This window comes from Streptomyces sp. NPDC087906 (genome assembly GCF_055584925.1).
Window position 1 is genome coordinate 745,447 of sequence record NZ_JBVJLC010000003.1, and the last position, 19,372, is coordinate 764,818.

At 68.7% G+C, this 19,372-nt stretch carries 11 protein-coding genes; 4 read left to right on the forward strand and 7 right to left on the reverse strand.

Features of this window, described 5'->3' with window-relative positions:
- Positions 1 to 19: 19 nt before the first annotated feature.
- Together ACZ63I_RS12745 and ACZ63I_RS12750 are read right to left on the reverse strand one after the other, a co-directional pair.
- Entirely contained in the window at positions 20 to 1,207 is a 1,188-nt protein-coding gene (locus tag ACZ63I_RS12745; protein WP_469338063.1) for a hypothetical protein, read from the reverse strand.
- Positions 1,204 to 3,954, reverse strand: a complete 2,751-nt coding sequence (locus ACZ63I_RS12750) for a hypothetical protein (protein WP_469338064.1) — start codon at positions 3,952 to 3,954, stop codon at positions 1,204 to 1,206. Before ACZ63I_RS12750 ends, ACZ63I_RS12745 begins: the two co-directional genes overlap by 4 nt.
- 303 nt (positions 3,955 to 4,257) lie before the next feature.
- Here ACZ63I_RS12750 and ACZ63I_RS12755 point away from each other — a divergent pair, with 303 nt between their 5' ends.
- Together ACZ63I_RS12755 and ACZ63I_RS12760 are read left to right on the forward strand one after the other, a co-directional pair.
- On the forward strand, positions 4,258 to 4,971 hold the full coding sequence (locus tag ACZ63I_RS12755) for a hypothetical protein (protein WP_469338066.1): 714 nt from the start codon (positions 4,258 to 4,260) through the stop codon (positions 4,969 to 4,971).
- 171 nt (positions 4,972 to 5,142) lie between these two features.
- Complete coding sequence (locus ACZ63I_RS12760; protein WP_469338067.1) at positions 5,143 to 5,583, forward strand: ester cyclase; 441 nt, start codon at positions 5,143 to 5,145, stop codon at positions 5,581 to 5,583.
- Between the two features lie 20 nt (positions 5,584 to 5,603).
- Here the strand turns inward: ACZ63I_RS12760 and ACZ63I_RS12765 are convergent, their stop codons facing one another.
- On the reverse strand, positions 5,604 to 6,305 hold the full coding sequence (locus ACZ63I_RS12765; protein WP_469338069.1) for a TetR/AcrR family transcriptional regulator: 702 nt from the start codon (positions 6,303 to 6,305) through the stop codon (positions 5,604 to 5,606).
- Positions 6,306 to 6,414: 109 nt separating this feature from the next.
- Between ACZ63I_RS12765 and ACZ63I_RS12770 the strand changes: the two genes are divergently transcribed.
- Positions 6,415 to 6,930, forward strand: coding sequence for a cupin domain-containing protein (locus ACZ63I_RS12770; protein WP_469338071.1), 516 nt, complete (start codon positions 6,415 to 6,417; stop codon positions 6,928 to 6,930).
- 98 nt (positions 6,931 to 7,028) lie between these two features.
- On the opposite strand, the gene ACZ63I_RS12775 is transcribed toward ACZ63I_RS12770, so the two are convergent.
- The gene (locus tag ACZ63I_RS12775; RefSeq protein WP_469338073.1) at positions 7,029 to 7,922 is read right to left on the reverse strand and encodes an NADP-dependent oxidoreductase; all 894 of its coding nucleotides are present in this window, start codon (positions 7,920 to 7,922) and stop codon (positions 7,029 to 7,031) included.
- 70 nt (positions 7,923 to 7,992) lie between these two features.
- Between ACZ63I_RS12775 and ACZ63I_RS12780 the strand changes: the two genes are divergently transcribed.
- The gene (locus ACZ63I_RS12780; protein ID WP_469338074.1) at positions 7,993 to 8,580 is read left to right on the forward strand and encodes a TetR/AcrR family transcriptional regulator; all 588 of its coding nucleotides are present in this window, start codon (positions 7,993 to 7,995) and stop codon (positions 8,578 to 8,580) included.
- Between the two features lie 118 nt (positions 8,581 to 8,698).
- Here ACZ63I_RS12780 and ACZ63I_RS12785 read toward each other — a convergent pair whose 3' ends face one another.
- The 3 genes from ACZ63I_RS12785 to ACZ63I_RS12795 form a co-directional block, all read right to left on the reverse strand.
- Complete coding sequence (locus tag ACZ63I_RS12785; protein WP_469338075.1) at positions 8,699 to 10,003, reverse strand: RNA polymerase sigma factor; 1,305 nt, start codon at positions 10,001 to 10,003, stop codon at positions 8,699 to 8,701.
- Positions 10,003 to 10,422, reverse strand: a complete 420-nt coding sequence (locus ACZ63I_RS12790; protein WP_469338077.1) for a YciI family protein — start codon at positions 10,420 to 10,422, stop codon at positions 10,003 to 10,005. The genes ACZ63I_RS12785 and ACZ63I_RS12790 overlap by 1 nt, the downstream gene beginning before the upstream one ends.
- Positions 10,423 to 12,317: 1,895 nt before the next feature.
- Positions 12,318 to 19,259, reverse strand: a complete 6,942-nt coding sequence (locus ACZ63I_RS12795; protein ID WP_469338368.1) for a polymorphic toxin-type HINT domain-containing protein — start codon at positions 19,257 to 19,259, stop codon at positions 12,318 to 12,320.
- Positions 19,260 to 19,372: the final 113 nt, after the last annotated feature.

The window sequence follows — 19,372 nt, forward strand, 5'->3', positions numbered from 1 at the left end:
TCGCTTGCCCTCTTGGGAGTCACACGGTGAACCGCACCGCGTCGAGCCAGCGCGTCACGTCCATGGTCCCGCCGAAGATGTAGTTGTTGGCGGTCTGCGGGGTGTCACAGGCGTGGCCCTGCCACGGACCCCTTCTGCTGTACGTGTTCTGGCAGATGTTGCCCTTGCCGACGCTGATGCCGAAGCCAGACAGGTTCGGTGCGCCCTGCCTGGCCTCGCCCAGGGTGAGATTGCTGCCGTCCGCCACGGTCATCCATGGCTTCTTCACCCACCCCTTGGCCTGGATGTAGGCGGTGGCGGAGGTGCCGCTGGTACCGGACACGGCGATCTGAATGGCCTTGACGCTCCGGCTGTCCACGTCCGAGCCGGCCGTTGTGCCGTCGCAGACCGCGGACTGCCAGCCGAATGTCTTCACGTAGACCCGGTAGCAGATGTGCCGGCCCGGGTCGCGCGCCGCCAGTCGCAGGACCTTGGCCGCAGCGGATCTGTCCGTCGGCATCTGCGGGCCGGGACCGACGTAGGGGGCGGGCTTCTTCGTCGCCGACGGGCTCGACCTGGTCGCCGGGTGCGGCGCCGCGGCCGGCTTCTCGGCCACGACCTTGGGGTCGACCTGGGGATCGGCCTTGGCGTCGACCTTGGATACGACCTGGGGTCCGGGCTTCGGTTCGGACTTCGGTTCGGACTTCGATGTCGGTGACGGCTTGGTGGTGTGCTTCTTGGGGGTGTGCTTCTTGGGGGTGTGCCTCTTGGCGGGCGTGGCCTTGGGCTTCTCGGCCGGGGTTACGGGCGCCGAGGTGGCCAAGAGCGCACCGGCGAGGCGGTTTTCGGCGCCGGCCGCCGTCGACACGTTGTCCTTCTTCTGCCCGCTGTCGCCGACCGCCCAGACCACCAGGGGCACGGCGAGGAGAGCCACACCCACGATGCCCGCAGCGGCAAGCAGCGGCTTCCGGGAGTGCTCGGAGGGCGGTCCGTCGGCCGAGGGCGCCGATGCGCGGGCCGAAGCCGCGGCCGGCGGCCGTACCGCCTCCTGGTCCGCGCCCCGGACCGTACCGGTCGACGGCGGTACGGCGGGGGTCAGTTCCGCCCCCGGCCCGGACACCACCGGCCCCAGCGTGACGGCTCTGCGCACCGACGACGAACCGCCGACGCCCGCCGGGGGCCTGCGCGCGGGTCCTTCGAGACCGGGTCGGGTCTGACGACTGCTCATTGCGCCCCTTCGGCTTCGGCCTGGTGGGTGGTCGGTCGTACGGTGGCTCGTGGCGTGCGGTGGCCGCCGACGGACCCGACGCAGCGCTCGGGCCAGCTCGGGCCCTCGCCACCGGGCAGCCCTGCGGCAAGCGCGTCCGTGAGCTGAGTGCGCGCCTTGAGGTCCCGCCCGCTCAGTTCCTGCGTCCCGTCCATGTACGCGGTGGCGTACCCGGGAAGCTCCCGGAGGAGCACGACGGAGGGCCCGGCGGAGGGCTCGGCGGCGGGCCGTTCGGGCGGGGTCCAACTCCCCAGCACCCGGAATCCGGTGCCCGGCGCGAAGACGATCTCGTCGTTCGCGTCCGAGGCGTTGTCCGCCGGTTCAGTCAGAGCGCGGACCTTCCGCCCGGTGGCGGACCAGATGGCGTACCGCACGGGAGTTCCGCCGGGCAGCTCGGAGCCCAGGGCCAACCCGCTGACCGGCGCCGGGTCTTGGAGCAGGTCGCCGGTCTCGGGCTCGGGACTGTCCGCCGTACCACCGCGCAGGACCACGCCCCGGTAGGAGGGCAGGGTGCGCAGCGCGGACGTCACACATCCGGCGTAGGGCAGCAGGTGCCCCTCCCCCGCGCGCAGGCCGCTCACCAACGCGCGGTGGTGCAACGGACCTTCGCCTGCGGTCAGATAGGCGTGCACGGCGACGAGGTCGGTGCGTCCCGCGTCCAGTTCATGACCGCGCAGCGCGGGCATCCGGCTGAGCAGCCGGGACACGGCGGCGGCATGCCGATCCCAGCCGCCCCCGGCGAACTCACGGAACGCCGCTCGTTCGGCCGCGTCACTGACATGCCCGGGGAGGATGGGAGATTGGCCACCCGGGGACGTCGGAGCGGCAGGTGAGGACGGACGGACGAGCTTCCCGTCGGCGGCTTCGTCCACGGCCGGGGACGAGACACCGTCGGTGAGCGCGCCGACGGGTACCGGTTGGCGCGCCGACACCGTACGCGGTGCGGCAGGCGGGCCGGTACGTGGTTCCGTACGTGCCTCCGTATGTGCTTCCGGACGCGATGCCACCCGCGTACCGGCTGACCCACTGACGGCAGGAAACCTTGCTGCGGGCGGCAGTTCGGCGGCCGGCCGTATGGCGGGCGGCAGTTCGGCAAGCGGTCGTACAGCGGGCGGTCGTACGGCACCGGGTGCGCGTACGGGAGCGGGTGCGCGTACGACACCGGGTGCGCGTACGACGCCGGGAGCGGGTGCGGACGCCGACGCGGGCAGACCCGGCGCCGGTCCTGGGCGGCGCGGGGCGGGCCAGGGGGGTACGGGACCGCCGGGTCGCGCGGCCGTGACGTAACGGATGCCGCGTACGCCGTGTTCGGCCGCCAGTCGTCGCAACCCGCCCTCGCCGCCGGTGAGTCGGCCCCGTACCAGCAGCGTGGTCCTGGCCCGCGCCGTGGCGCCGAGACCGGTCAGCAGCCCGGCCAGCGCGGGCAGCAGCGACGCGTCCAAGTGCTGCCCGGGGAAGCCGAGTTCGATGACGCAGCTCTCCGGGTCCACGGCCGCTCCCGCGAGCGGCGGGCGGGGGCCGCCGCGTGCCCACAGGGCGAGCCCGGACCGGGTCACCGTGGCCTGCCAGTGGTCCGTGAGCCGTACGGTGCCCGGTTCCGTACCGCCGGGGAGCCAGGCGGGCGGGTGGCTGCCGAGCAGCAGGGGAACGGGAGTTCTGCCCTGCGCGTCGGCCGGCAGGCAGGCCACGGACGTGACGTAGGGCTGCCAGCTCGGTTCCCCGTCGAAGCCGATCAGGGACGGCCGGGGGACGGCTCCGGGCGGTGCGTGGTCGACGAGCAGCGGTAGGCCCGTCAGGACCTCAACCGCGCTGTCCAGCATGTCCGCGACCGTATGGCCGAGTCGCAGGAGGTCACGGCGGCCACCAGGCGCGAGGCGGGCGCGGGAGCGGTGTTCGGCGGGCAGGGCCGTCAGCACGGCGGCCACCTCGTCGGCGGCGACGTCCTCCGCCTGCGGGGCACCGACCAGGACGGTGGTGTGTTCGGCGTCGAGGGGCACCGCGAAACACAGGTTGTCGGGGCGCGGCCGGGGGGCGTCGGCAGGACGTATCAGCACGCCTGCCGGTATCTGCTCCACCACGCAGCCGCCCGCGGTGCGCTGCGGGACCCCGCTGACGGCCGCCTGCCAGGCGGGTGCCGGGGCGCGGGGGCCGAGTTTCCTCGGTGTCTCGCCGGGGGCGAAGCGCCACCAGGCGCCGCCGGGGCGCGAGTCGCCGCCGACGAAAAGAGTGCCACCGGGAGTGACGAGCACAAGACCGTCCGGCGCGAACACCTCCAACTCCCAGGCGTCGGCGATCCGGCGGGCGACGCTGGGGCGGTCGGGCCGGTCGTCTCCCGCACCGGACAGGACGAGCCGGACCCGGCTGGTGCCCCGCGCGCGCAGCGAGTCGAGAAGTCCGGCCAGCCGCGACCAGTGGCCGCCGCCCCCTTGCCCGCCACCGCCCTGCCCGCCACCGCCCTGCCCACTGTCGCCCGAGCCGACCAGCACGGTGACGATGTCGTCCTCGGCGGCGAAGGCGTACGCCACTTCGGCCAGGGTGGCGATCGGGATGGAGTCGTCGTCCACCGACCGCACCAGGAAAACACCGTCGACGTCCTCGACGGGCGGCGCACCGGCGGCCTGACGGGGGCTCCCGCCGGACGGTCCGCCGGACGGTCTGCCGGACGGCCCGCCGCGCGGGCGGAAGAGGTGGGAGACCCAACGCCTCATGTGTCGTCCCCTGGATGATCGGAAGGCCGCCGTGACGGGCGGTCAGTCGCTACTACCTATCCTCATGGCCCCATATTGACCCTACCGAGTGGGCCAATCGTCCGCACAGATATATCAGACGATAATGTCCGCTCACTGTGGGGCCGGTCACTACGGCGACCCCTCCGCGCCCACCGCCGTCGCGATTGTGCTCACTTGATGGCCAACCAGTGCTCAGCCTGAGGATTCGGGCGTCGCGCTCAGTAATGTCGACCACTCACACGAGAGGTCTGAGGCAGAGAAATTGCGATGCCTATTACTGCGTTGAGCCAAGAAATCACGCATGCGGCCCCCGTCGAGGGGCAGTTCAGCTATCCCGTGCATGTCGTGCTCTCCCTCCAGCGCGAGCAGACGTCAACTCTGCTTCGTACCATGCGCAGTCAGCACGTACTGCCCGCGCTGAGCCACGCCTGGGGCTCCGAACGGGCTTACGCCACACTGCTGCGGAAGGTCCGCACTCCCCTGACCGTCCTGGATGTGCCAGGTCAGCGGTGGCACGAGGATCTGGAGCAACGCGTCAGCGCGCTCAGCCACTTGTCGTCCGTGGTAGTGCTGATACCGGACCGGACGGACTCCGTGGATCTGCTGCTGGCCGGCGCCGCCAACGTCATCCCACGGGACACCGACCCCCGCGAGCTGGCCGGGCGAATCCTCGCCGAGAGGCGCTGGCTCGACATGGGGTCCGCACCGCGACAGCGTCGTCCGGTGGATTCGCCGCGGTGCCGCTCACTCCGCCCGCGCCAGGGCACCCAACGGGTGCTGTTCGACCTGCTGCGCACAGCGGCGCGGCCGTGGTGTTGCCACGAACTGTGCCTCCTGCTGGGCACGGCGGGCGAGCCGATGAGCCGACGGGCCCTGCGAGCGAGGATCCTGCGACTCAGTGAGCGGCTCCTGCCGGACGGCGTATCGGTCGACTGCACCTCCCAGTGGGGCCGGACCACCTTCAACGGCCTCGCCACCGGCGCCCGAGGCGTATGACCAGGGCAGATCCGTCACCACACCCCCATTAACAGCCCTAACCTTACGCACTGAAGTTGATGAGCGGGGCGCCTTGCGAACTCAAGAGTTACATGCGTAGTCTTACGACCGTAAGTTCGGAGCGGCGCTCCTCGCCGCCGCCACCAGGCACCTGACCCGGGAGGCACCACCATGACCACCGACCTGACCATCGCCACCGACCTGAAGTCCCTGCTCGACGCCTGGCTCAGGCTCTGGAACGGCGAGGACGCCCTGGCGCCGGAAATCGTCTCGGACGACTTCCGCCTTCACACCGCCCTCATCCAGGGCGGCGACAGCAGCTCCATCCGGGGTGCCCACGGCCTGGTGGCCTGGGTCCTGCACAGCCGCTCGGCCTTCCCCGACCTGGAGTTCACCATCGAGGTCCCCCCGCTGATCGACGGCGCCTACTTGTCCGTGCGCTGGTCGGCCAGGGGCACGTACGGCGGCGGCTTCCCCGGCGCCAAGGCCGCACTCGGCACCGTGGTCACCTTCACCGGCACCGACACACTGCTCGTACGGGACGGCAAGTTCGTCGAGTACTGGCTCAACTCCGACTCCCTGCAGATGCTCCAGCAGCTCCAGGCGCTGTGATCGCGGGCCCGGCAATGCCGTCAACTGCCGGACGCGGAACCCGCATCAGCGAGAAGAGCCGTCGTGACCTGCTGCGCGAGCCACTCCTCGGCGGCGTCCCAGGACCACCCTTGCCCGACGGCGAGTTCATGCCAGGAGTGGTGGCCGAGGTAGTACCAGAGGATGTCCGTGGCACGTGCGGACGTCAGACCGGGCCGCAGCGCGTCCAGTTCGACGAGCCGGCGCGTCACGGCGGCGAGGCCCTCCCGGTACGCGTGATTCGTACGGACGAGAGCGGCGGCGGCGTGCTCGTCCGCCTGCGCCGCACTGACCATGACCCGGACGATACGGTGGTGCCGCTCGTTGTCGAGGCGCGTGCCACGGGCGGCGGCGGTGAGCGCTTCGCGCGGCACCCCGGTCCCGCGCACGGCGGCAAGCGCCTCGGCGGATGCGGAGTTCCGCAGACCGTCCACGATGAGAATCGTCAGGATGGCGCCCTTGCCGCCGGTGCTGGCGTACACCGTGGGAACGGCGGCACCCGCTTCCCGGGCGATCTGCGCGACGGTGACGCCGGCGTACCCGTGGTCGAGGAAGAGCCGCGTCGCGGCGTCAAGGATCGCCTCCCGGGTCTGCGCAGCCGCCTTCGTACGGCGGGGCGCGTGGTAGGCGCGCCGTTGCGGGGACGGCGCGGAGACGCCACCGGGATCGCCGGCCCGAGCGCCTAGCTGACCACTTTGCTCCACTCCTTGCTGAGCACCTTCCGGGCGCGCGGCACCCTTGCTCCCCACGGGGCCAACTTTCACTATAGGGTTCCTCTATTCATTACAGTGCAGCCTCATCGAAGGACGACGAGTGAGCTACTTCCCCTCCCTGTCCACCAACCCCGACCGTCCCGACCGCCAGTACGTGCTCGGTCAGGAACTGCGGGTTTCCATTCTCACCTCGGCGGAGGAGACCGACGGCCGGCACGACATGACGGACTCCTTCATGCCCGCCGAAGCCGCCACCCCGCTGCACGCCCACACCAGGTACGAGGAGCGCCTCTGGGTCTCGGCGGGCTCGCTGACCGTATGGGCGGGCGACAACAAGGTCACCCTGCGCTCGGGGGACTTCTACACGATCCCCCTGCGCGTCCCGCACGCGATAGCCGCAGGCCCGGAGGGCGCCCGCGCCCTCAACATCTCGTCACCGGCGGGCTTCGCCGAGATCATCGCCAGGGCCGGTACCCCACTCCACCTGGCGACCGACGCCACCCAACTCGACGTGGAGCTGTTCAACGCGGTGGCCGAGGAACTGGGCGACCTCGTCCTCGGCCCCCCAGGAGCCACCCCGTCCGACCTCCCGCCGGACGCCTCGTCCCACATCTGACGACACCGGCCCGGGTCGTTACGCAGTACGCGACCACGCGGGGAGCGGCTGACGGCTGACGGCTGACGGCTGACGGCTGACGGCTGACGGCTGACGGCTCAGACGACTATGACGCGGCGTCCGCGCGTGTGACCTGCCTGGCTGTCGGTGTGCGCCGCCGCCGCCTCGGACAGGGCGTACGCCTTCTCGACCGGGATGTGCAGCTTTCCCCGCGCGATGAGGGCGGCGGCCTCGGCGAGCGCTTCCGGCACGCTCCCGGCCACGCCGGAGAACCGGACGCCGAATTCCGGCGCGGTCAGATCGGCGATGGACATCACCTTCTGCGGGTCCCCGGTCAGCTCGACGAGTTCGCGGATCACGCCCGAGCCGGCGAGGTCGAGCGCGGCGTCGACACTGCCGAGCTGCCGTACCCGCTCGACCCAGCCGTCGCCGTACGTCGTGGCGAGGGCGCCCAAGCTCCGCAGATAGTCCTGGTTCGCGGCCCCGGCCGTGCCGATCACCGCGATGCCGCGGTCGCGGGCGATCTGCAGCACCGCCGAGCCGACTCCCCCGGACGCTCCGCTGACCAGCAGCGTCTGTCCGGACCGCACACCGACCTCGCGGATGACGCGCAACGCCGTCTCCACGACGGAGGGGTACCCGGCCGCCTCCTCGAAGGTCAGCCCCTCGGGCATCAGGGCCCAGGCCGACAGCACGGCGAACTCGGCGTAGGTGCTTGCCCCTTCGCCGAACACGCGGTCGCCGTCCGCGACCCCTTCGACGCCCGCGCCGATCTCGTCCACCACCCCGGCGGCGTCCAGGCCGACACCGGCGGGCAGTTCGACCGGATGGGCCTTCAGAACCTGCCCCTCACGGACCCGCCAGTCGGCGGGGTTCACACCTGCCGCCCGTACGGCGACGCGTATCTGGCCGGGGCCCGCGTGGGGCTCCTCGGCGGCTGTCAGTCGTAGAACGTCCGGACCGCCGAACTCGGCGAAGCTCACTTTCCTCATGCGGCCGACCGTAACCCTAACTGTTAGCTTTTAACAACCGGTACGGATTCACACCTGATAGCGTCAACCCATGACCGAGCCGACCGGACGCCGTGAGCGCAAGAAGGCAGCGACCCGCCAGAAGATCGCCGACACCGCCCTGCGGCTCTTCCTGGCACGCGGGTACGACGCGGTGGGCATCCGAGAGGTGGCGGCCGAGGCCGACGTGGCCGTGACCACGCTCTTCTCTCACTTCGCCGGCAAGGAAGCCCTGGTGTTCGAGCAGGACGCGGACTTCGAGCAACGCCTGACGCGAGCGGTCACCGACCGGGCCCCGCACGAGCCGCTGATCCCCGCGCTGCGCAGCGAGATCCGGGCGCTGGTGTCCCATTGCACGGCGGACAGCCGCGCCCCGATCTGGCACATGATCGACGGGTCACCCGCCCTGCGGAAGTACGAGGAGTCGATGCGGGCGCGCCACGCGGAAGCACTGGCAGCGGCCATCGCCGCCGACCCCGAACTGTCCCGGACCCCGACGGCGAGCCGGACGATCGCGCGGTTCGTGCTCGACGCCTTCTCGCTGGCCCGCGAGTCGGCCGATCCACAGGCGGCGGTGGACGAGGTCTTCCGCATGATCGAGGCGGCCTGGGAGGCCAGCCGCGCTGCTGTACGGGCGTGACGTACCGCCCGTACAGCAGGAAGAACGGTCACCACCTGACCAACGGCGCACCGCCACGACAGCTCACCGTCACGACAGCGCACCGCCACTACAGCGCACCGTCACGACAGCCGCACCGTCACGACAGCGCGGCGGCCTTACGCAGCAGCACCGACCGTTCGCGGGCATTGCGGCACAGCCGCGCGGCCAGTTCCAGCTCCGTGCGTGCCTCGGCGGTCCGGCCGAGGCGGATCAGCAGTTCCCCGCGCACGCTCGGGAGCAGGTGGGACCCCGACAGCCGGTCGGTGGCGACGAGTTCGTCCACCATGGCCAGGGCCTGCCCCGGCCCGTGGGCCATGGCGACGGCGACGGCCCGGTTCAGCTCGACCACGGGAGAGGGGGCCACCCGGCCGAGCGCTTCGTAGAGCAGCACGATGCGCTCCCAGTCGGTCTCCGCCACCGAAGGCGCCGACGCATGGCAGGCGGCGATCGCCGCCTGCAGCCCGTAAGGACCCAGTCCGCGCCCGAGTGTCGCGGCACGGCCGATCGCGGCGAGTCCCCGGCGGATCGCGGACCGGTCCCAGAGCTTCCGGTCCTGGTCCTCCAGGAGCACCGGCTCGCCGTCGGGCCCGGTGCGCGCGGGAAAGCGCGCGGACGTCAGCTCGAACAGGGCGAGGAGCCCGTACACCTCGGGCTCGTCGGGCAGCAGTGCGGCCAGTACGCGAGCCAGCCGGATCGCCTCGTGGGCCAGGTCGGTACGCAGCAGGGAGTCCCCGGCCGTGGCCGTGGAGCCTTCCGTGAAGATCACGTACAACACGCCCAGGACGCCGACGAGCCGCTCCCGCCGTTCCTCGGCGGGCGGCAACTCGAACGGCACCCGCGCCGCCGCGATCGTCTTCTTGGCCCGGGTGATCCGCGCCTGAACCGTCGGTACGGGCGCCAGAAAGGCGCGGGCGATCTCCTCGCTCGTCAGACCGCCGACCGCGCGCAGCGTCAGGGCCACCCGGGCTTCGGGCGAGAGCACCGGATGGCAGGCCACGAACATCAGCGCGAGGACGTCGTCGTCGATCCGGTCGGGGTCCCAGGGCAGCTCGTCCGCCCGGCCCTGCGGAACCGCCGCGCCCGAACTCGCCTCACCCTCGTCGAGCGCGCCGGCGAGCACGGCGTACCGCTCGCCGAGGGCCGACCGGCGGCGGAACCCGTCGATGGCGCGCCGCCGCGCGGTCGCGAGCAGCCAGCCGACCGGGTCGGCCGGGGCACCGTCGCGCGACCAGACGAGCAGCGCCTCAGCAAGCGCCTCCTGGGCGACGTCCTCGGCAAGCTCGAAGTCCCGGGTGTAGCGGGCGAGCGCGCCGACGATCCTGGCGGATTCGATCCGCCAGACGGCCTCGACGACCCGCCGTACCGACTCGGTGATCGGCGGGCCGCCGGCGCCCTGCGGCATCAGAGCTGACCGGTGCGCTCGCGCCAGGCCCGCTCCCTGATGACGAACTCGTTGTCCTGCGGAAACTCGTCGATGCCGGGCACTCGCCGCACCTCGACCTTGCTCCCCGGGATCGACGGCAGCCGCTTGGCCCACTCGACCGCCTCCTCCTTGGAGGCCACATCGATCAGGTAGAAGCCGCCGAACAGCTCCTTGGTCTCGCCGTAGGGCCCGTCGGTGACCACCGGCGTCTCGGTCGCGAAGTCGACCACCACGCCCTGACCGGGATCGTCGAGCCCCTCGGCGGCGACGAGCACCCCGGCCTTGATCAGCTCGTCGTTGAACCGCCCCACGGTCTCCAGCATCTGCTCGAAGGGGGTCTCCATCATGGTGGCCATGGTCTCGTCGGTGCCCCGCATGATCAGCATGTACTTCGCCACAGTCGGTCTCCTTCACTCAAGAGGTCGCCGTTCGCTCCTCGTACCCCAAGGTCGAACGGCGCGGCCGCGGATCGACACACCTCCAAAACAATTTTCCCCGCCCCCACCACCCCCCGCACCCGAACTCCAACGAGCCCATCGCCGCATCTGCGAGCAACAGGCCGTCTGAACAGCGACACTCGGTTCTGACAGCACATCAGGAAACCCTAGTTCTGACGTCGGCACATCGACCGCACCGTCCAGACCGAATCCACAAAGTGGCAGCTCATGCACCCTCACTTATGGGCAAGAGCACCGCCACACGCTGCCATCGGCCAGCCGGGCAACCTCTGATGCGTAGCGACCGCGTCGCGGGGCGAGCATCGTACAGTCCTGAAGCGCTCGATGGCCTTTGATCTGTGGCCGGTAGGGGCGGATGTGCTTGTGACCGATGCTGGCTGTACTCGGGGTTTGGCAAAAATTGGACATGGAAGCAGGTGCCGTTCGCTGTCAGAACACGTTCGACAGTGAGGCCGTGGCCGGTGAAGAACATGTCCGGGCGCGTTGCCAGAAGGTGCTCGCGGTTGCTGGCCTTCGTCGAGCAGGACTTCTCTGTAGGCGGTGCGGGAGTGGTCGTGAACGACTGAGTGGGTGTAGCTGCAGCCGATCAGCGGTTCAGAGCTCTTGCGACACTCGGTTGTGTTCTGTCGGTCTCGGCCGTCGACTGTTCTGCCGGCCGTGCACCAGCCTCCGCCGTATCCGCTTTCACGACCTCCGGTACTCGACCGCCACGCTGCTGCGGGAACAGGGCGTCGAACTCGTCGTGGATCAGGAAACTCCTCGGCCACGCCCTCCGCTCCCGCCGAAACCAGCAACCGGCCCGACGACAGCAACGAACCGCCCGTCTGCGCAGCCCCCGCGACGTCGCCCGTCACCAGCGCCATAAGCCCCGCCAGGAACAGCCTGGCGGGGCTTCACGAAACGCCGCTCTCCGAAGCGGGAGCGCCGATCGCCTCGATCGCAACTCAGTTATTCCTTGAGAACCCCGCCTCACCCTTCGCCAGGGCTCTCCCATGCCGCTCTGACTACGCCGTCTGAATCAGGGACCACGGCACACCACCCAGCCAAGACCACATCCGCCAGCATGAACGACGATCCCGTGTCGGTTACTTCGGCGAGACTATCGGCCCCCCCTGGATGGGCTCGGTAAGTGAGCTGGCCAGGTGTGAGCGGAGCTTCGAACGCAGTGAAATCTTCGTCCAATAGCCCCGCATTCAGCCGCAGGTCCGGGTTTGCGACAACGCAAAGGAGCGAGCGAGGCCGTACAGCCTGTGCGACCTCCGCTACATTTCCCGCAGTTACCCGGAACCATCGGCAGCCGTAAGCGCCGTGAGCCCAGCGCTCACACAAGAGAACCAGCCCATGCCCATCGGCCGCCGCCCGAACGGAGCGCCAAAAATCGCCATCCACGACGTCATCGACAAGTCTTGGCTTCTCCTCAGGATCCGGTTCCGAGGCGCGCCACTCAAGAGAAAGATTGTCGCCAGCGAGCCCGGTAAGCGAATTGGCTACCGCCGGATCCATTGAGAGATGGATCGCCCCATCCCATCCCGACTCGATTCGCAGCCGCCCAGGTGTGATCAGTCGGCAGTACGGTCCGAACCCCGCCGCCATCCGCTCAGCGAGATCTATCGCCTCCGCTGGGTTGGCCTGCATCCCGTTGCGGAGCCTCCAGTACCGGTCAGGGAGCGGTTGGCTGACCAGCAGCTCACTGACCTCAAGACGGTCAGCTCGGCATTCCTCGATCACCACGTTGAGCAGCCTCCGCAAATCCTCCGCGTAGGCACCCCAGGCCGACGCCTCCGCCAGGGAGTCTCGTACGTGCTGGTCGCTCGGACTGACGACAAGCTCGGCTGTCATTTGGCTAGCCACTTGAGACCCAACACCTCTCCTGTCGGGGAGACAGCCAGCCCATACGTTCCGTCCCGAGCCGAATCCTTCGTCGACTGGAAAGGATTACGGAAGCTGGCACCCTTGAATACGGCCTGCTTGTTATGCCCGGTCCGATCATAGGTGATAAAGCGAGGTTGACCACCTCCAGCCTTCTTGTTCTCCCAAATCGGGGCCCCGCCCGCAGATTTCCTTTTGGTCTTCGTGTACCCCAAGAAATTCGCAACATCGTCAGACTGTGCACGCGTGAGCGAGTTGCAGTTGCTGTTGTGAACGAGTACCGGGGTCTGGCCTGCCAGCACATAGTACGTGTGCAGGTCATCGACAGTCAGGTTGTAGGTGCGGGCATGCTTGGTAAAGGCGTGGTTGGCGGTGACGATCACCGTGGTGCCGGCGTCGGTGAGCAGGGTCATGCCTGGTTTGAGGTCGGCGGCTTCTACCCAGTCGCGTACGGATGGGGACCAGAAGGGGTGTTCGTAGGTGGCCGTCAGCTTCTCGATGCCGTCATCCGTGGCAATCGAGAGAGTGTTGAAGCGTTTGTCATCCTCCGTGATGATGAGGCGAGTGACCTTGCGGGGCCCCGACTCTCCGGTCTCGGGATCCGTGGCCTGCACTTCTTCACCCGGCGAGACGTCTTCAATATCCTCGGTCGTACCGTCGGCCATGAGAACCTCAGTGCCGGCAAGAAAGCACTTGGTACATGACCCGAGTCCTCTTACGGCACCTCCCATTCCGGCAGCAATAGCGAACGGAAGTTCCCGCAGAACGTTTTGTATACTTTCGTAACCACCTGCTCGGTTGAGGCACTTATCGGCATTGTCCACACAGTAGGTAGCCGCAACCCGCTTGGCTCCTACCTCGTCTCCTGTCTCCAGGAGGTACTTATACGCCGCCGAGCAGGCGTCTTGGCCGTAACAGGCATTGACCGTCTTGCCATTGTCATTGACTGGATGGAACCAGTAGGTGTCTCCCGTGACACCGAAGAAGCTCATATACCAAATGCCGAGCTGCCCATGATCTTCTGTCTGGGGTCCAAGTTGGAGAAGAGCGCGCTTCACAGCGTCCTGCCCTTCCCCACTGGCGGTACCAGCAGTGTCACCGGTGGGCGGGTAGGTGACCCAGGGTTTGCTGTAGTCGACGGCTTCGTTGGGGCGCCCGTTACCGGGAGAGCCGTCGGGGCGGTGGGGGCATGCTTCGCTTGAGCCGCCAGCACCTCCGCAAGCCAGGCCCATGCCGCTGGGGTCAGTAAAGGTGAGGGGGTTGTTGATGCTGTAGCTGTAGCCGTTGAGGGTTTGGGCTTTGTCGGTTTCCAGCAGGGGGTCGACGCTGATGAACTGGCCGATGGTCGGGTCGTATTCGCGAGCGCCTACGTGAGTGAGGCCGGTGGTGGTGTCGGCGGGTTTGCCGAGGAAGGCTTTGTCGTCCGGCCACGTGGTGGGGGCGGTGCCGCGGGGTGCGCCGAAGGGGGTGGTGTAGCGCTTGGTGGCGGCGAAGGTGCCCGCTTCCAGGGCGAGGCTGGCCGTTCCGTGCGGGTCGCTCGCCAGGAAGCTGAGTTTAGTGCCGGTCGTTCCCGCCGTGGCGGTGCGGACGGCCACGGTCTGGCTGCCGGCGGTGTAGTAGCGGGTGCCTGACACGGCTTTGGTAGTGCCCTGGACCGTGAGGCGGACTTCCATGTCGCCGAGGTAGAGGACGGTGTCGCCGTCTCCGGTGGCACGGCGGATGAGGAGGTTGCCGGCGGCGTCGTAGAGGTATCCGGTCTTCTTGGTGCCTTCGGTGAGGCCGGCGAGTTGGTCCTCGCTGTTCCACGTGAGGCTCTGGTTCGCGGCCGTGGCGCCGGGGCGGCTAATGGTGTTGCCCGTGTCGTCGTACGTGTAAGTGGCGTTCTTGGCGCCGGTGGTGCGGGCCAGGGGGTGAGGCTGGCCGGTAGTGGTTCCGTAGGCGTAGGTGGTGGCCTGGTCGCCGGCGGCCAGGTGCTGGGTTTCGGTGGAGCGCTGTCCCGAGGTGGTGTAGCTGTAGGACGTCCAGTACGGGGCAGCGCCACCGAGGTTGCCCGTAGTGCGGCCAGTGTCGGAGCAGTCGGCCGTCTTGGGGGTCCACGCTTCGGTGAGGCGGCGGTATCCGTCGTAGCGGAAGCACTGGTTGTCGGTCTTGCCCGTGCCGCCGAGGGTGCTGGCGTCGCTGATGGAGGTGACGTTGCCGGCGTCGTCCTGGGCGTAGGTGACGTCCTGCGGCACGTTGCCGCTGGTGTCGGCGACGAATGACCGGTTCAGGCGCCGGGTGCCGTTCTCATAGCGGTAGTTGAGGGAGACCTTCTTTGCTGTGGGGGTGATGGAGTCGGTTCCCAGGGTAAGGGTGGTGGGGTCGCCGAGTTCGGAGTAACCGGCGTCCACGAGGTACGCCTCGGTGCCTCGGACGGTCTTCGGGAAGCTGAGATCGTCGTAGGTATTGGTGATGGTTTCCGCCGCGAGGCCGGCGACGGCCGGGTCCGTGATGCTGGAGAGCTGGTCGGCCGCGTTGTAGGCGCTGCTGAAGGTCAGCGTCTGCGGGACACCGGCGCTCACCAGCGGATCAGTCGCCGGAAGCGTCAACTGGTTGCTCGTGGCGCGGTACAGGTTGTCGAACTTCGTAACCTTCTGGACGTATGCCTGCCCTGCGGTTCCGCCGACATAGCGTGTGGCGGTGTCCTGCTGGCCCTTGGCGAGTTGGTCGTAGTCCCAGTGGGTGAGTTTGTTCGCCGAGACACTCTTGTCGGCCTGCCACAGGTCCGTCTGACGGCTGAGTTCGTCGTACTGGTAGAAGAGCTTGCGGTCTTCGGCGTCCTGGGTCCAGTCGACCTGGTCGAGGTTGGTGTAGTGGGTGCTGGTGGTGCCCTTGTCCGGGTCGGTGGTGCTGGTCTGGCGGCCGAACAGGTCGTAGCCGTAGGACCAGACGCTGGTGTCGTGGGCGGTGACGGTCTTCGGCTGGCCGCCGGGCGTGTAGGTGTAGCGGGTGTGGTTGTACGAGCCGGTGAGCTCGTTGCTCGCGAATTCGCGGCTCTCGGTGGTCTGGCCCAGAGCATTGGTCAGAGTCGCGGTGGCCTGGCCACCGATGGGAGCCGTCTGGAGGACACGGTCTCCCTGGTACGTGGTGGTCGTGGTCCAGCGGTGGACTCCCTGCACCTTGGTCTCGCTGGCGACGGGACGGGCCGCGCCGTCGTAGGTGGTGTCCACCTGCATCGGAGCCTGGCCGCCTTCGACGGTGGCGGGGTCGTCGCCGGAGGGCGGCGCGCTCTTGTCCCAGATGTCCGACAGGGTGGAGCTGGCGAGGCCACGGGTGTCGTATTGGGTCAGGTTGACGATGCGCCCGCCGGCCGGCGAAGGCGCCTGCGTTTCCCGGGCGCGCAGCAGGGAGTCGTAAATGGTGTAGGTGGTGGTGTAGCCCGAGGCGGTCGGTCTGATGGTGTCGGTGGAGACCCAGGAGGCCGAGTCCTGCGAGAGGTGGTAGGCGTACTTGTAGTTCGGGATGTTGCCCAGCAGACGCGGCCGGGTCGGCAGCCAGGTCTGGGTGACGCGGCCGAGGCTGTCGTAAGTGGACTCCGTGATCTTCAAGTTGGGGTCGGTGACCTTCGTGGCCGCGCCCGAGGCGAAGTCGATGACGGTGCTGGTGGCGTAGTTCTTGGCGTCGGCGACCGCCGTGGCGGTGACGGGGCCGGCGGCGACCGGGGTGTACGTGGTGCTGCTGATCTGTTTGTCGTTGGTGTCCTTGACGATCCGGGGCCTGCCCAGGTCGTCGAAGGTGGTGGTGCTGACTTTCTGCCAACTCGGCGCGTCGCCGGTGTCGTAGCCGGCGGCGCGGCCGGTCCACCGGGGTTCGCCCAGGGTCGGGTTCTGGGTGGAGGTCCAGGCCGTAGCCGCGTCGTAGGTCACCGCGGTGTCGGAGATGACGTCGCCTGGAGCGGCGGAGCCGGCCGGCAGATCGAGCGCGCTCTCGGCGGTGGCGCAAGGTTTGGCAGTGACGCGAGTGCGGGAGACCAGCGACGTCAGACCGGCGGCGGCATCGCGGGCGTACCACGTGCGGGTGCAGGTCTCGTCGCCGGTGACGGCGTCGTCGCCCTTGTCCTCCACGGTCAGCGGCATGCCGTAGTCGTCGTACGTGGTGATGGCCGTCCGGACGCGGTCGACCGGCTGGGTGACGGTGACGTTCGTACGGGAATGGGTGGCGCCGGTGCGGACGTAGTACGCCTCGATGTCGGCGTAGGACTTGTGCTGGGTGGCCGTCTTACGGGACCAGGGGTCGTTGACGGTGCCGGATACTTCGCTGTCACCGTCGTAGGTGACCGTCTCCCTGCTGAAGCCCGCGTACTGGTCGGCATCCGTGATGGCAGGCGCCTTGATACCGGTGGCCTGGGCGCTCCTGCGAGCGACCGGGTCGAGCGTTTTGCCGTCGGCTTTCAGCAGGCGGTCGCCGTCCATCCCTCGCATGTAGACGCTGACAGTCTTGCTGCGGGTGCCACCCACAGGGCCGGTGAGGTGGGTGACCTTGCCGAAGCCGCGCCAGATCGACCACGTGCGGTACTTTTCCGGCGTCATGGGATCGTCGTCGTAGTGCCAGGCCCCGCCGCCGGAGTACTGGTAGGTGTCGGTGACGGTGCCGGAGGCGCCCGTCTGGTCGCTGGTCGAGACGGCGGTGACCGGGTACTTCTGGAACCAGTCCAGAATCGCGTCCCCGCCCCCGTTCGGCATCCAACGCACGGGATAGCACGTGCGGGTGTTCTGGTCGAGGCGGGGCATGGTTTCGCCGGCGACACAGTCGGCGGCGGCGTAGGTGACGGCGGTCTTCGCGCCGGTCTCACTCGTGATACCGGTCAGACGAGGCTTGGCCAGGGGAAGGATGTCGTCGCTTTCCCCGTCGACGCGGTTCTTGAGGAACTCGTTGGTGAAGGAGACCGGATCCATCGACAACGGGGCGCCGTGCTCGCCGGTGTGCTGGATGGACTGGAGCCACAGCGACTGGTCAGCGGAATCGCCGGTCTCACCGCTGTCCTGGTACTTCTGCGTCAACTTCCAGGAGTCGACGGGCTGGAAACCCGCGCTCGGGGTCAGGGCCGCGTTCCAGGCATGCGTCGTGATCCCCGTCAGACGCTTGCGGGTGAAGAAGGCCGGGCCCACACTGCCGGTGCACTTCTTACCGTCTTCGCAGATCGCGTCGAAGGGGACATCGGGCCACCGGGGACTCGTGCTCTCGGTCAGGGAGTCGCAGCCGTCGTCGCGGATGCACCGTTCCTCGTAGGCGAAGGTGACCTGGTCCGATGCTGCGGGCGTGCCCGAGAAGAGAGCCTGGGCCCGCTGGCCGTAGAGGATTTTGGTGAGATATCCGCCGCGGGTGTACCGGGTGCCGGTGGTGTCGTCGCCGAGCGTGTCGTAGTTGTTGGTCTCGGCGGTGTACCAGTAGCTCATGGCGTTGCCGTGGGTGTCCTCGACGTAGTCGAGATTCCACCGCCACGCCTGGGTCTTGGAGCGTCCGCTGAGCGAAGTGCCGCTGCTGTAGCCGGGTTCACCGTCGTCGTCGCCGAACACCGGGACGGTCCATACGCTGTTGGTGCGTTCGCTGCCCGCGCCGTCGAGCTTGTTGAGACCGAACACGTACTTGGTACCGCCGCCGGTGATGACGGTCCAGTACTCCCCCTTCCCGTCGCCTTTGCCTCCGGAGACGTTGTCGCCGTCGTCGCCGTTGTCGGCACCGGTGGAGTGGGTGACCACAGAGGCGTCGTCGTTCTTCAGCCGCCATTCGCCGTTGGAGTCGTTCTTGACCAGCTCGGTGGCCTTGCCGTTGAGGACGAGAGAGGCGTTGTCGTACTTCCAGCACAGGTCGAACTTGTCCTCCTGGCCGTCGTCGTCGCAGGAGCCGTACTTGCGCTCGACGTACGAGGAGGTCAGGTCGAAGCCCTCACCGATTTGGCTGCCCTGGTTGTTCGTGTTCGCAGTGCGTCCGTCGATGCTGCCCGAGTCGTAGGAGATGGCCAGGTCGGGGCTGGGACCGGCGGCTGCCGGCGGCGTCTTCAGTGGATAGTTCCAAGTGAAGGTGCCCGAAGAACCGCCCGCCTCCCAGGTCGAAGAGGCTGCGAGAGGCGTCGCCTTGTAGTCTCCGCCACCCGACTTTTCGCCGGCCGCGAGCGCGAGCACCAAGACCTGTCCACCGGCGCCGGCTCCCCCGGTGGTGTTGAAATCGAGACCGGTACGCAGCCGCTGCGCGCCGCGCTCGTTCGTGTACTTCAGCGGTGTTGTATTGCGGCAAGACGCCTTGCCAGGCTGATCCAAGGCGCAGTCGGGCAGGCGCAAGACCTGCAAGCGGCCTGCCCAGTCACCACCGTAGGCGCCCGCGAACGCGGAGTAGTCGACGGCGAGGTCGGCCGTTCCGCCGCCGGGTGGAGTCGTGACGGTCAGAGCGACGCCCTTGATACCGAGCGCGGCGGTCTGCTTCCGGCTCAGCACCGACACCTTGACCGAGGACGCCGCCTTCTTGGCCTTGGTGGTGGGTGCGGTCACGGACACCGGCAGCGATCCCGCAGTGCCTTTCGCCGTTCCGGTGGCGGGAGTTACGAGCGTGGTGGTCGCGGGGGCCGGCCAGGCCACCGTCGCCGCCTGGTCGCGCAGTGCCCGCTCCGCCGCCTTCTTGTTGGCGCTCTCCTGACGATCTATCAGGCGTGAAGTGGCCGTTTCTACTGGCTTCAGCGGCACTGTCTTCACCGAGACCGGCTCCGGTGCCTTGGGAAGGCCAACTGGCGACCTTCCCAACGACTGCCCTTCCTGGGCCATCCCGGTCATTGGGCTGAGCAGGCCGGGCAGGAGAGCGAACGCGGCGGTCACGGCTACACGACCGAGCAAGCGGGCTCTCAGCCTAGGAGCAAGGCGACGGCGGAACGGCAGCATGAGTCTCACGTCCAACTTCCATCAAGGGCCCCGGAGGGCATGGGGTAGGAGGCCATGCCCAGGCACGGCGAGCGAGATGAGGGGACGCAGTCGGCCCGGCCGGCTGTTCGTCG